The following is a 13,072-nucleotide window of genomic DNA, read 5'->3' on the forward strand; positions in this document are numbered from 1 at the left end:
TACTCTATATGAGATATCGCTATCGTTATCCCTCTCGCCTTCTCCTCAGGCGCCTTGTCTATCTGATCAAATGGAACATACTGCGCTAACCCATGCTGCGATAAACAACGCGTTATCGCAGCAGTTAAAGTGGTCTTCCCATGATCTATATGCCCTATGGTACCTACGTTAACATGCGGCTTCTTCCTTTCAAACTTCTCCTTAGCCATATCTATACCCCCTTGTTAAAGATAATAACAGGCAAAAATAAAAAGGTGGAGCCCACGACCGGAATCGAACCGGTGACCTTGTCCTTACCATGGACACGCTCTACCGATTGAGCTACGTGGGCCCATTTGGTTTGGTGGGGAGGGGAGGATTTGAACCTCCGAAGGCAATCCGCCCGCGGATCTACAGTCCGCTGCCTTTGACCCCTTGGCTACCTCCCCACTTTGCATTAAAAACGAAAGTTTGGAGCCGACGGCCGGACTCGAACCGGCAACCTACTGATTACAAATCAGTCGCTCTGCCAGTTGAGCTACGCCGGCAAACTTCGCCAACCCAAGCCGAAATACATTATAAAAGAGAACTTCTTTTAAGTCAATAGGGTTACGGCTCTATTATATTAAGAGTGTTAATTGAAATCCTCAAAAAGAATTTAAAAATCAAATTAAAAAGCGACTGGCTGTGAGTAAATACTTTGAAAATAAGTAGCTAACGGACTTACTAAGGGAATAGACCAAATAAAAGTTAAATAATGGGGATTTTTTCAGATGCCTCCACACAAGCTTCTATAATAGAATTCTTATGAAATTACACAGGAAGATAGATTTAAGCTTAGTAATAACAAAGCACAATCTAAAGCTAGCAAAGTTCATAAACAGAAGAACAGCCATAATGAATAAAGGTGAAGTTGTAGAAAAGGGGGCAAATTCTCCACTCCTTGCCCAGAAAGAAAACCCGTGAAGAAAAAACACCAATGGTTAAGTCAGGAGAAAAGGAAAGGGAGATAAAAGCTAGTTATTTATATAAGGAGTGGAGTTTCCCCCGTAGGGGGAGAGACTACGGGGGAAACTCGGCGCTTAGCTAAGCTCCACTCCTTTAAGCGAGGCGGCGGCAAAGAGTCTGTTTAAGGCGTTAACATACGCCTTTATACTCGCTTCTATAATATCCGTGCTTGTACCTCTACCAACCACGGTAAAGTTGTCATACTGGAGAGTTATAACCGCTTCGCCAAGCGCATCAGAACGCTCACTTGTAGCTTCTATTCTATAACTCTTCAAAACAGGATCTATACCAACTATTCTTTTTATAGCCTTATAAGAAGCATCGACAGGACCATTTCCAACAGCAGCATCCACTTTTTCAAGACCATTTTCAAGAAGAGTTACTGTAGCGGTAGCCTTACCCCCATTGTCTATAACCAGGGAAAAACCCTTAAGCTCAAATCTCTTTGACGCAGAAACACCTATAATTTCATCAGCAATGAAGGCCTCTATATCACTATCTGTAACTATCTCCTTCCTGTCACAAAGCTCCTTAAATAGTTTAAAAGCCCTCTCAAAAGATTCTTCATCTAAGTTAAACCCCATCTCTTCTAGACGTTTCTTAAAAGCATGCCTACCAGAGTGCTTACCTAAATATAAGCGAGTTCCAGGAAAGCCCACATCTTCTGGGCGCATTATCTCATAAGTAGCTCTATTACAAAGAACCCCATGCTGATGAATTCCAGATTCATGAGAAAAGGCATTAGCACCAACTATAGCCTTATTAGGAGGAACAATCACACCTGTAAGTCTCGAAACAAGCCTGCTTGTCTCATAAAGTCTTTGAGTATCTATCCTAGTATCCAACCCAAATATATCCTTTCTAGTTTTCAATGCCATAACTATCTCCTCTAATGCAGCATTTCCTGCTCTCTCTCCGAGACCATTTATAGTACACTCAACCTGACGAGCTCCAGCCCTAATCCCAGCAAGGGAATTAGCTACAGCAAGCCCAAGATCATTATGACAATGAACTGACCATATGGCAGTTTTCCCACCGTCAACTCTCTCTATGATAGCCCGAACAAACTCCCCAAACTCACCTGGATAAGCATAACCTACCGTATCTGGAATGTTCAAAGTAGTCGCACCACAATCTAAGGCCAACCTAAAGATTTGGACAAGGAAATCCAAATCCGATCTACTTGCGTCTTCAGCTGAAAATTCGACATCATCAACTAAACTCCTAGCATAAGTAACTGCCTCTTTAACAGCTTCAAAGACTTGCTCTCGCGACATTTTAAGTTTATACTGCATATGAATATCGCTTGTAGCTATAAATGTATGAATCCTCGGTCTATCAGAGTATTTAACTGCCTCATAAGCTGCCTTTATATCTTCTTTACGAGCACGAGCTAACCCTGCTATTATAGGTCCTTTAACTTCCTGAGCTATTCTCTTAACTGCTTCAAAATCCCCCTCTGAAGCTGCAGGAAAACCTGCCTCTATTACATCTACCCTTAAACGCGATAATTGATGAGCAATCTGGAGCTTCTCAGCTATGTTAAGATTGATACCTGCTGCTTGCTCTCCGTCCCTCAGGGTCGTGTCGAAAATAATAACCCCATCATCACCCATCATTTAATCCCCCCTATACTGGTGGCTTTTTGTTTTCAAGCCAAGGCATCATCTCTCTAAGTTTAGATCCTACCTTCTCTATAAGATGCTCTCTTTCTTTAGCAAGCCAAGCCTTAAAGCGCGGCCTTCCACACTGATTTTCAAGAATCCAATCCTTTGCAAAAGACCCGTCTTTAACTCTTTTAAGAAGCTCCCTCATTCGATTTCTCACATCTTCATTTATAATATAATTTCCAGCTATCAAGTCTCCGTACTTAGCAGTATCGCTAACCGAGTACCTCATCCAGGAAAGCCCACCCTCATATATAAGATCAACTATAAGCTTAAGCTCATTCAAACATTCAAAATATGCAATTTCCGGCTGATAACCCGCTTCAACAAGTATTTCGAAACCAGCTTTAATAAGCTCGCTAACCCCACCACATAAGACAGCCTGTTCACCAAAAAGATCCGTTTCTGTTTCCTCAGCAAATGTAGTTACAATAACTCCTGCACGACCTGCACCTATGGCACTTGCATAGGCTAAACCGATCTGCTTAGCTTTACCCGAAGCATCCTGATGTACAGCCAGCAAAGCTGGAACACCTTTTCCCTCCTTATACATCCTTCTAACTAAATGACCAGGACCTTTAGGGGCTACCATGAAAACATCAACGTTCGGAGGAGGCTCTATCTGATGATAGTGAATAGTAAACCCATGAGAGAAGCCCATTGCAGCACCAAGCTTTAAATTATCCTTCACATATGTCTTGTAAACATCTGCTTGAACGCTATCCGGAATAAGGAACATAACTATGTCTGCAACCTTAGTAGCCTCGTCCACTTTCCTAACGTCAAATCCATCATTTTTTGCAATCTCCCAAGATCTACTCCCATTATAAAGCCCAACTACCACATCAACACCGCTATCTCTTAGGTTTTGCGCATGAGCATGCCCTTGGCTACCATACCCTAAAATCGCTACCTTTTTCCCTTTTAAAAGGGATAAGTCCGCATCCTTATCGTATAAAACTTCTGCCATAATAAAACTACCTCCTTTCAAGGCTTTCCTCAGTTATGATATCTTTAAGAGTACCACCAGGGACCATCATCGGTAAAACCTTCTCCTCTTGGGGAATAAGAAAGTTCACAACTACAGGCCCTGGTGTCTCTAAAGCCCTTTCTATCGCACCTCTAACCTGTGATGCTTCGCGGACTGTCCAGCCTTGAGCCCCTAAAGACCTCGCCAAACCTTCATAATCAGGTTCCTTTGAAAAAATCGTTTCAGAGTAACGCTTACCAAAGAATAGCTCTTGCCACTGTCTAACCATACCTAAAGCCCTGTTATTAAGTAAAAGAACCTTAACAGGCAAGTTATAGCGAGCACAGGTATCAAGCTCATGAACGGACATCATAAAACTACCATCCCCCGCAATATTAAAAACCGGCATCTCACAACCACAAGCTATACAAGCTCCCATTGCCGCAGGAAGACCATATCCCATCGTTCCAAGTCCTCCTGAAGTTATAAATCTTCGTGGTTTATTTACCTTGTAGTACAGAGCCGCCCACATTTGGTTCTGTCCTACCTCTGTAGTTAAAATAGCTTCCCCTTTGGTGATCTCCATAACAGCTTTTAATACATGTTGAGGTCTAACCTGACCAGAATATTCCAAGTCAAATCTCAGCTCCTCTTTCCAATCAGCAATTTTCTTCAACCACTCCCTTCTACGACTTATATCAACTTTACCAACAGAATCTACTATCTCCTTGATGATCTTCCTAGCATCTCCAACAAGATAAATATTCGGTCTAACATTCTTTCCCACTTCCGCAGGATCGTAATCTATATGAACTACCTTAGCTGAGTTAGCAAACTTATCAGGCCTTCCTATGCTTCTATCACTAAATCTCACACCTATAGCAACAATAAGATCGGCCTCACAAAGAGCTTTATTAGCTGCTGGAGTTCCGTGCATTCCAACCATTCCCAAAGAAAGCCAGTGTTCTTCAGGAAAAGCTCCCTTCCCCATTAAGGTCGTCGCTACAGGTATTTCAAGCTTCTCTGCCAAGTTTAGTAACTCAGTGCAAGCATTAGATATGATAACTCCACCTCCAGCTAAGATAACCGGCCTTTCACAATTCAGGATTGCCTCAATTGCTTCTGGCATCTTATCTAAATTCCAAAAACCCTCTGGATTATATCCCCTGAAGTTTAAATCCGTCCCTCTAAAAACCCCCTCCTGCCTTTGAACATCCGATGGCAATTCAACCAAAACTGGACCAGGTCTCCCTGTCTTAGCTATATAAAAAGCCCCTCTAATTGCGAAGTAAATATCACCAAACTTTTTCACTTTAAAGCTGTGTTTAACTATTGGTAAGGTGATGCCAACTATATCAGTTTCTTGAAAAGCATCCTTCCCTACAAGGGAAGTAGCTACTTGACCAACTATTGCAACAAGAGGAACAGAATCCATATAGGCTGTTGCTATACCGGTAACGAGGTTAGTACTACCTGGGCCAGAAGTTGCAATACAAACACCTACTTCCTTACTTACACGGGCATAACCATCAGCTGCATGAGCTGCAGATTGCTCATGCCTAACCAAAATATGCTTAAAGCTCTTTCTCTTATAAAGCTCATCATAAAAGGGCATTATAGCACCACCTGGTAGGCCAAAAGCTACTCTAACATTCTCAAGCTCCAAACATCTTAATACAGCCGCAGCTCCTGTCATTCTCTCCTCGCTCATGATTTTCTAACCTCCATTAAAACCAACTCTTTTCATAGCAACACTACCACTACAGGCAATTTCTCTAATTCCATAAGGTTTGAAAGCACTAATACAAGCATTTATCTTATCCTTATCACCAGTAACTTCTACAACGATTCCTTCCTCACCCACATCTATCACATGAGCTCTAAAAACATCTACAAGTTGAAACACTTCCAGCCTTTTAGCAGCATTAGCCTCAACTTTCACCAAGGATAGTCCCCTCTCAACAAAGTTTCCACTAGTTAAATCCTCAACTGCTATAACCTCTACTAACTTCCTAAATTGAGCAATAATTTGCTTTACAGCCTCATCATCCCCTTCAAAAACTATAGTAAATCTAGAGATTCCAGCACCATTTATTCTTCCAACGCTTAAACTTTCAACATTATATCCCCGTCTAAAAATCAAGCTAGCAATCCTACACAATACGCCGGGGTGATCCTCTGTCCAAATACTAATTACATGCCTCACTTCCATCCCTCCCAAAAGTCGTGTAAAAGTAAAATAAAAGGGGCGGGGGCCCCTTTCCCTTACGGCGGGGCCCCCGCCCCTTAACTACTCTCATCAGAGGAGAAACTCGGCTATACGCCGATCACCCCTGGAGGGGACCCGCGCCGCAGGCTAATAATAACTAGAACTAGAGCTATAATAACCATAAAGCCCATTGAACTGTTATAAGCCTGCATCTGCAAGTCCTCCTTCCTCCAAGGATTTGATTAGAATTTTAAACAGTAATTCTCACCTTGTCAAGAGGATTAAAAAAATTTTATTTATCAAAATTAATACATTCCTATAAATAGCCTAGTTCTCAACTTCGTATCCCATTCTATTTACTTATAAGTTTAGCATCTCACTTTTATGCTATCTTTCCTCTCTCTTTGAGAACAACAACTGCTTGTTCTACATCTGCAGTGCTACCCCAAAAGACTATAGTATTAAACTGTTGAGGGCAGTTCCCCACAATTTCTGCTGCTTTAACGTTAACAACTTTAGTAACTATATCAACAATTTCTATTATCTCAGCAACACTTCCTTGAACAAGTAACAAAGCTTCACATCCTTCCAAACCCATATCAACCCTAGGCCTCAATCTACTTTTAATTATTTCAAGACAAATATCCGTTGGCCTGAGTATCACGTGAGCCTTTACGCTCAAATATATCCCCTCTTTCCTTAGCAAGCTAATATATCATCTATCCTTTTTTTTAACTCAATCAAACCAAACCCGGTCAAAGCTGAAACCTCGAATACTTCTTTGACACCTGCATCTCTTAAAAACTTCCTTGCCAAATCTATTTTCAGCTCTTTACCGTCGTAAAGCAGATCTATCTTATTTATAACTCCTAAAGCAACTGCACGTAAAACCTTAGATATTCCTGAAGGAAAAGGCTTAGGATCCACAGCATCCACAACGAGAAGAACAATCTTCGCCTTTGATGAAAACACTATTAAGGCATTATAAAATCGAGGTATATCCAGAAATTCACCAGGAGTATCTATTGAAAAAGCATCGACATCGACGCTCTCAGTTTTTTTTACCCTCTTATTCCTTAACCCCAATTTCTCTAAAAGCGTAGTTTTTCCAACACCTGTGCTGCCTATAACCATCACTCTTTTCTTCATGAAGACGTCACCTTCGCAGGGAAAAAACCAAGTACTTCATGCAAAAATTTCACCACATTATAAAGGGCCACTTCTACCGAGGAAACATCTCCACTTATAATTACACAACCAGTAAACCTATCAACAAACTCGATATGAACAGCAGCCGTTTTAGAGGCTATATCAGCAGCTATAATAGCTCCCTCACCGGGAGTTATAGTCATAATGCCAATAGCACCTTTGTTGTCAATACCTATTCTGTCACAAATATCGTCACGTGGATTTCTTATAATATGGGCTAATGTTACCTGTTTACCAGGAACATATTCCTGGACTATACGTTGCTTCCCATTACTATTTAAGAGCTTTTTAACTTCATCCGTCACGCTGATAACACCCCTTAAGATATTTATCAAATAGGGGTGTTGTCCTTTCTAGAACAACACCCCTACACTAACTAAAACAGGTTAAAAATTATAAATAAAATCTAAACGTGAATATATACTAGATCACATCACTTACCTTTGGAACCGAAAATCATATTAGCTACCATAACTGCCGTTATACCAGCAGTAAGCTTTCCAACTATCATAGGGAAAATCATCTCTTTTGCTACACCTGCAGTAAAGCCCAGATGATCTCCGAATGTAAAAGCTGCGCTCACCGCAAAAGCACAGTTAAGAATCTTTCCTTTTTCATCCATTCTATCTAAGATCTGAAACATAGGAATATTATTAGCCAATGTAGCTACAAAACCAGCAGCAGCAAAGTCATTAACACCTAATCTCTTTCCAACAGCCATAAGAGGCTTATTGAAAACCGTCGTAAGAAACTTAACTAAAGGAAATGCGCCCGCAAGCATTATCGCTATAGAGCCAATAATCTGTATACCATCCCATATAGGAGCCATACCAGGAATCACAACTACTCCTGTAAGGGTCTCAATGATAGCCGATGCTAATCCCACAGTGATAACAGCTACTATGAATACCCCAAATTTTTTGAATCCAGCTATCATTTTTTCCGGAATAAGCCACAAACCTATAGCTATAAGTGCAGCTACTATGATTATAGGAACAAGATTAGAAAGAACCATAGAAATTGGAAAACCAGCTGTTAAGCCTCCAGCCAAGCATCCCAAAGGTATAGTTATCATCCCAGCAAGAATTCCCTTAGCTAAAGGTGTACGATCTTCTGGCTTTATTATTCCCAAAGCCACCGGTATTGTGAAAACTATCGTTGGACCCATCATAGCACCTAGTATTAGACCTGCGAATAACCCAGCTTCCTTTGTAAGGGCTAATTGCATAGCTAAGGGATACCCACCCATATCATTAGCTAGAAGTGTAGTAGCAAACATCGCAGGATCTGCACCTAACGCAGTATATATAGGAACAACAACAGGCCTTAATATCTTTGCCAAAACAGGTGCAAGCGAAACAACACCCACCATAGCTAAAGATAAAGCTCCCATCGCGTTAAATCCCTCTTCGAACTTCTCTCCATAACCAAAACGATTACCTAATATCCTATCTATTGCTCCCAGTGCCATGAAAAAAACCATTATATTAACTATCCACTGATTTATCGCTTCCACCGATCCTCCCCCCTTACCGACATCTTTTACTAATTCTCCTTAACCTTCTTCCAGCTTAGGCAAAATAAGCTCTACCTCAGGATGCGGTCTCGGAATGACATGAACTGCTATGAGTTCTCCCACACGCTTAGCAGCAGCTGCTCCTGCATCAACAGCCGCTTTAACTGCCCCAACATCACCTCTAACCATAACTACTACAAGTCCTCCCCCCACATGTTCTTTGCCTATCAAGGTAACATTTGCTGCCTTAACCATTGCATCGGCAGCCTCTATTGCACCAACCAAACCTTTAGTTTCAATCATTCCAAGAGCTATTTGTGTCGACATAAGCACACCTCCTCTCCACTGCTTTAAAATTACTTAGCTAAATAAGAAATAATAACCCCTCTCTCAATTCACCCCCTTTCTGTATGTAGGTCTTAACCTTCAAGCTCAACCTTTTTAACCCTCTCGCCTTCAAACAGTTTGATAACCCGTTTAACTATTTCATCAACAACACTTTTATCTTTAACACCATACTCAGCACACAGTGCCGAAACTATATTAGGAAACTCACTGGTTTCCACATAGATAAACTTTATACCTAAGCTCCTCGCTAAGTCCATAACACCGGGAGGGATTATAAGGTTTCTGCTAACAATCATACTTTTACTGCCTCCATAGTAACATTTCTCCACGTCCTGTTTTGAAAGAATCTTTTTACCCATATATTCACCTCCCCGAAACCTATATCAAATTGACAAGTACATACTCCGATATATAAGGTATGATTGAAAAAGTAAGTATCATCCCCTCTCCAGCAATTCTATCTCTACCAGCATTAATAGCAGCTTCCACAGCACTAACATCCCCTATCATAGTTACAAAGGACTTTCCCCCTATACCTATAGCTGGTCTAATCTCAAGTAAATGGATATTCCCTGTTTTTACAGCAGCATCAGCAGCATATATACATGCTGTAACAGTAAAAGTCTCTATAACCCCCAATGCCCAATGAGTTTTAAAATCTTTTGGAGCAGCAATTTCAGTCATTCCCTCTAAAGCCCTGAGAACCTCTTCATGGACTCCCGAAATAACCACAGCATCTGCCTTATACTCCCTTACAACATCTACTCCACGATCAACAGAACTATTAACAGCCGCCACATCTCCACCCACCATCACTAGAAATTTTCCGGGACATATAGTCTTCGCAACATACAGCTTCACTGGTGCGACCTTCACCATTGCATCGGCAGCTTCTATTCCCTTAGCTATACTTATACTCTCTAATATTCCTAGTGCCTTACCCATTCTTTCTCTCCCCTTTTATCACTACCGCCTCATCCGAAACAGAAATAACTTTACCTGATATACTAGCATGAACATTAACTCCAAGCTTACCCTCTGGTACTTTTCCTAAAACATCACCTTCAACTACATAATCCCCAACTGAAACAATAGGAGTCGCCGGAACCCCAATGTGCTGCTTCATCAAAATGGTAACTTCCTTTGCCTCAATTCTATCCTCTAAAAGAGGAGCATAGCGATCAAATTCATAAATACCTATCCTCATCATTAACCTCTTAGTAGGAACCTTCCTATATTCTCTATCCTCTCTTACAACTATATCAGCTTTAGGTGGATACCTAACTCCTTCCTGAATAAGCTTAGCCTTTATGTATTGATTAACTCTTCTTGGAGATAAAAGTTGAGGGCAAGAGTATGCTTCGCAAACACCACATTCAGAACATAACAAAGCACTCTTTCTAACCTCTATTCCCATATCAAAAGCCATAGAAATCATAATTCTATGAGGCTCCAAATCATGTCCTAAAAGATAACGAGGACATTGATCGGTACAGTATCTGCATTGTATGCAACAAGTACGTGCTCTTTTTAGAATATAATCAAGAGGAGCAGTAAACTGAGAAACCGCCGGGTGCCCCTTTTCAAAAATAAGTATTCCCCCTGTAGTTTTGGTAACTGGCACATCTGGAGATATTACTCTACCTGTCATAGGACCTCCTTCTATCAAAACCTTTCCATCGTAATTAATACCAATAATATCAAGAACCTCTTTCACTTTAATCCCCACAGGAACCCTGACAGTAACAGGATTTCTCACATCGCCACCAATAGTTATAAACTTATCAATTACAGGTGCTCTTTCTACAAAAGCCCTATACACGTTATATATAGTCTCTACATTGTTTACTACGGCTCCCACCATTATCGGAATACCAGCAGCTGGTACCGGTCTCCGAAGAATTTCATAAACCAGTACATGTTCATCACCTTCTGGATAGTAATCCCCACATTCAAAAATATCAAAGGCATAATTACGCTCACTCAATGAGTCTTTAATTAACTTCACTATTGATGAATACTTACCTTTAAGGGCTATTACTCCCCTCTTAGCCCCAACATAATCCACAAGTATCTTAAACCCCTCAAGAAATTGGAAAATCTTCTTAGCCAGCAGTTCTTTAGTAACCCAAAGGAGAGGCTCACACTCTGCACCGTTAGCAATATACTCATTAATACCCTCTTTCCTGAGCTTTGCATATGTGGGAAACCCTGCACCCCCTGCTCCTACAACACCCATCTCTTGCAGAATCAAAGCCAAGTCTTCCAAAGCTCTCACTCCTAAATCAAATCTACTTAACATCCATAGAATCTACTATTCCCACAACAGCAGCATCCACAGGTATTTCCTCGCCCGTAGATATCTTTCTCGCAGAACTTCCCGTGGTCACTATAACTAACTCTCCTACACCAGCTCCTATAGTGTCCACCGCAACGAAAGCCTCCCCTATCTCACGCTGATACTCATCTATCTGCTTAACGATAAGAAGCTTATAACCCTGTAGACTTTCCTCTTTACGAGTAGCCCAGATACTTCCAACAACCTTCGCTATTAACACCTATCCCATCCTCCTAACTACTTCTATCTTTTTGTCTCGTATAATATCAGCAGCCAATGGGGTAATTAAAGAGCAAGAATCGATGATTATCTTGGAGCACCCCATCGATACAACACCGTTTACAGTTTCAGATGTTAAGACTCTGCCCTCAAAAATAAACTCTTTTTTCTTAACGCCCTCACTTAGGCCAGACTTACTAATCTCTACAGAAGATTTACCATTTTCTAAACACAATGATACTTCCTCAACTTTACAGAGGATTACTCCCAGTTTAACAAGTTTCTTGGCTATCTCTTCTAAAAGGAAAGCGTAATCAGTACTTACCCCTTCAGTGCTTAACGATTCACAGACAGCTATTACTTTCTTACCCATAATTAAAGCGCAAGCAGCTATTTCACTTGCTAGACAATCTCTTATACCCCAAGCTATCTTAGCAGCCGTATTTTGAGTAAGCGTCGGGAAAATCACAACTTTAGCCTCATTTACCTCTTCATAGAAGCGCTCTTCATTAAGCAAGTCAACCTCAAGTCTTGACCTCACCTCAGAAAACTGCTTCATTCTCCTTGCAGACTCAGAAAAAGCAACAACTAATTGGAATCTCTCCTTAAGCTTCAAAAGTTCATCTATTGCTTTTTCAATCAATCCAGGTGCTCCAGTAAACACCACTATTACCTTTTCTTTAGGAGAAACTTCTTTCTTTAATTTCTTTAAAACCTCATTAACAATTTCTTCAACTATAATCTTCTTATCCTCAGCTTTTAGCGATACCATGTCATTCCTCACCTCCTCAGGCAGCTAAGAGCTATGCCCAAGGGAGTAACAAATAATGGATTTCTAGGCTTCCATACAGCAAGACCAAGCTCCTGGGATATTATATCCTCAATGCCTTGCAAACACGCAGTTCCTCCCACTAAATAAACGCATTCAACTTCAAAGCCATTTAAATGTCTATGAATAATGCTCGCTACTTTCTGTACAACTGGCTTAACAATCATAAGTACGTCTTTTGCATTCTTTGGATCCTTTTTATACTCTTCCGCCTCCTCAAAGCTAATCTTTAAAGCTCCAGCTATGACTAAAGAGAAGTGAGTCCCCCCTGTAGGTTCATCAGCTGTATAAATAACCTCACCATTATTAACCACAGCTATACCCGTTGTGCCTCCCCCAACATCAACTATTACCCCATCTTTCACTCCCAAGACATAATTTGCAGCCGTAGGTTCATCTATCATCCTTATAACTTCAAAGCCAGCACCCTCAGCAACATAAAAGTGAACCTTTTCAACCGCTTTACCCGTACCTGGAGGAAAAGCAGCAGCAGCTTTTCTTAATTCAACGCCAAGTTTCTTTTCTAATTCCGATTTAAGACTCCTTACAATCCTAACCGCTCCAGTAAAGTCCACTACAACGCCATCTCTAACAACCTCAGCGAATCTATAAGCGCCAGCTACTGGGTTACCATTAGAATCTACTACTGTCACCACAACATAAGCCGTCCCTAAGTCTACACCAGCAAAGAGCTCTCCTTTCCATGCTAATGGAGATTTTATTGCTTCATCCATTAAAGCCAATAAGCTTTCAGCATTTTCAGGAGAAAAGGAAGACATA

General features: G+C 41.0%; 16 protein-coding genes and 3 tRNA genes. All 19 read right to left on the reverse strand.

Annotation, left to right across the window (positions count from 1 at the left end):
• The coding region (locus NZ900_00005; GenBank protein MCS7232482.1) for a GTP-binding protein at positions 1-209 on the reverse strand (209 nt) is incomplete at its 3' end.
• Positions 210-255: 46 nt separating this feature from the next.
• Positions 256-331, reverse strand: a tRNA-Thr gene (locus NZ900_00010).
• Positions 332-341: 10 nt separating this feature from the next.
• Positions 342-428: transfer RNA gene (locus NZ900_00015), tRNA-Tyr, on the reverse strand.
• Positions 429-451: 23 nt separating this feature from the next.
• Positions 452-527 (reverse strand) — tRNA-Thr (locus NZ900_00020).
• A 534-nt stretch (positions 528-1,061) separates the two neighbouring features.
• Complete coding sequence (locus NZ900_00025; GenBank protein MCS7232483.1) at positions 1,062-2,603, reverse strand: 2-isopropylmalate synthase; 1,542 nt, start codon at positions 2,601-2,603, stop codon at positions 1,062-1,064.
• A 13-nt stretch (positions 2,604-2,616) separates the two neighbouring features.
• A complete protein-coding gene (ilvC, locus tag NZ900_00030) occupies positions 2,617-3,624 on the reverse strand; it encodes a ketol-acid reductoisomerase (GenBank protein MCS7232484.1) in 1,008 nt (335 codons plus the stop codon).
• A 7-nt stretch (positions 3,625-3,631) separates the two neighbouring features.
• Positions 3,632-5,335, reverse strand: a complete 1,704-nt coding sequence (gene ilvB, locus NZ900_00035; protein ID MCS7232485.1) for a biosynthetic-type acetolactate synthase large subunit — start codon at positions 5,333-5,335, stop codon at positions 3,632-3,634.
• 6 nt (positions 5,336-5,341) lie between these two features.
• Entirely contained in the window at positions 5,342-5,830 is a 489-nt protein-coding gene (ilvN, locus tag NZ900_00040; GenBank protein ID MCS7232486.1) for an acetolactate synthase small subunit, read from the reverse strand.
• A gap of 385 nt (positions 5,831-6,215) precedes the next feature.
• Positions 6,216-6,515 carry a BMC domain-containing protein gene (locus NZ900_00045; GenBank protein MCS7232487.1) on the reverse strand — a complete coding sequence of 100 codons (300 nt, stop codon included), beginning with the start codon at positions 6,513-6,515 and terminating at the stop codon, positions 6,216-6,218.
• A gap of 17 nt (positions 6,516-6,532) precedes the next feature.
• On the reverse strand, positions 6,533-6,982 hold the full coding sequence (locus NZ900_00050; protein MCS7232488.1) for a EutP/PduV family microcompartment system protein: 450 nt from the start codon (positions 6,980-6,982) through the stop codon (positions 6,533-6,535).
• Entirely contained in the window at positions 6,979-7,347 is a 369-nt protein-coding gene (locus NZ900_00055) for a BMC domain-containing protein (GenBank protein ID MCS7232489.1), read from the reverse strand. The genes NZ900_00050 and NZ900_00055 overlap by 4 nt, the downstream gene beginning before the upstream one ends.
• Positions 7,348-7,475: 128 nt before the next feature.
• Positions 7,476-8,558, reverse strand: a complete 1,083-nt coding sequence (gene eutH / locus NZ900_00060) for an ethanolamine utilization protein EutH (GenBank protein ID MCS7232490.1) — start codon at positions 8,556-8,558, stop codon at positions 7,476-7,478.
• A gap of 39 nt (positions 8,559-8,597) precedes the next feature.
• Positions 8,598-8,885 carry a BMC domain-containing protein gene (locus tag NZ900_00065; protein MCS7232491.1) on the reverse strand — a complete coding sequence of 96 codons (288 nt, stop codon included), beginning with the start codon at positions 8,883-8,885 and terminating at the stop codon, positions 8,598-8,600.
• Positions 8,886-8,977: 92 nt separating this feature from the next.
• A complete protein-coding gene (locus NZ900_00070; protein ID MCS7232492.1) occupies positions 8,978-9,265 on the reverse strand; it encodes a hypothetical protein in 288 nt (95 codons plus the stop codon).
• A 19-nt stretch (positions 9,266-9,284) separates the two neighbouring features.
• The gene (locus NZ900_00075; protein ID MCS7232493.1) at positions 9,285-9,851 is read right to left on the reverse strand and encodes a BMC domain-containing protein; all 567 of its coding nucleotides are present in this window, start codon (positions 9,849-9,851) and stop codon (positions 9,285-9,287) included.
• On the reverse strand, positions 9,844-11,208 hold the full coding sequence (locus NZ900_00080; GenBank protein ID MCS7232494.1) for a 4Fe-4S dicluster domain-containing protein: 1,365 nt from the start codon (positions 11,206-11,208) through the stop codon (positions 9,844-9,846). Before NZ900_00080 ends, NZ900_00075 begins: the two co-directional genes overlap by 8 nt.
• Positions 11,198-11,464 carry a EutN/CcmL family microcompartment protein gene (locus NZ900_00085; GenBank protein MCS7232495.1) on the reverse strand — a complete coding sequence of 89 codons (267 nt, stop codon included), beginning with the start codon at positions 11,462-11,464 and terminating at the stop codon, positions 11,198-11,200. The genes NZ900_00080 and NZ900_00085 overlap by 11 nt, the downstream gene beginning before the upstream one ends.
• The gene (locus NZ900_00090; protein ID MCS7232496.1) at positions 11,465-12,235 is read right to left on the reverse strand and encodes a hypothetical protein; all 771 of its coding nucleotides are present in this window, start codon (positions 12,233-12,235) and stop codon (positions 11,465-11,467) included.
• An 8-nt stretch (positions 12,236-12,243) separates the two neighbouring features.
• Positions 12,244-13,071 (reverse strand): ethanolamine utilization protein EutJ, encoded by an 828-nt coding sequence (gene eutJ / locus NZ900_00095; protein ID MCS7232497.1) that lies wholly within the window; start codon positions 13,069-13,071, stop codon positions 12,244-12,246.
• Position 13,072 lies beyond the last annotated feature (1 nt).

This window comes from Synergistota bacterium, assembly GCA_025060595.1.
In the GTDB taxonomy this organism is placed as follows: domain Bacteria; phylum Synergistota; class GBS-1; order GBS-1; family GBS-1; genus 42-11.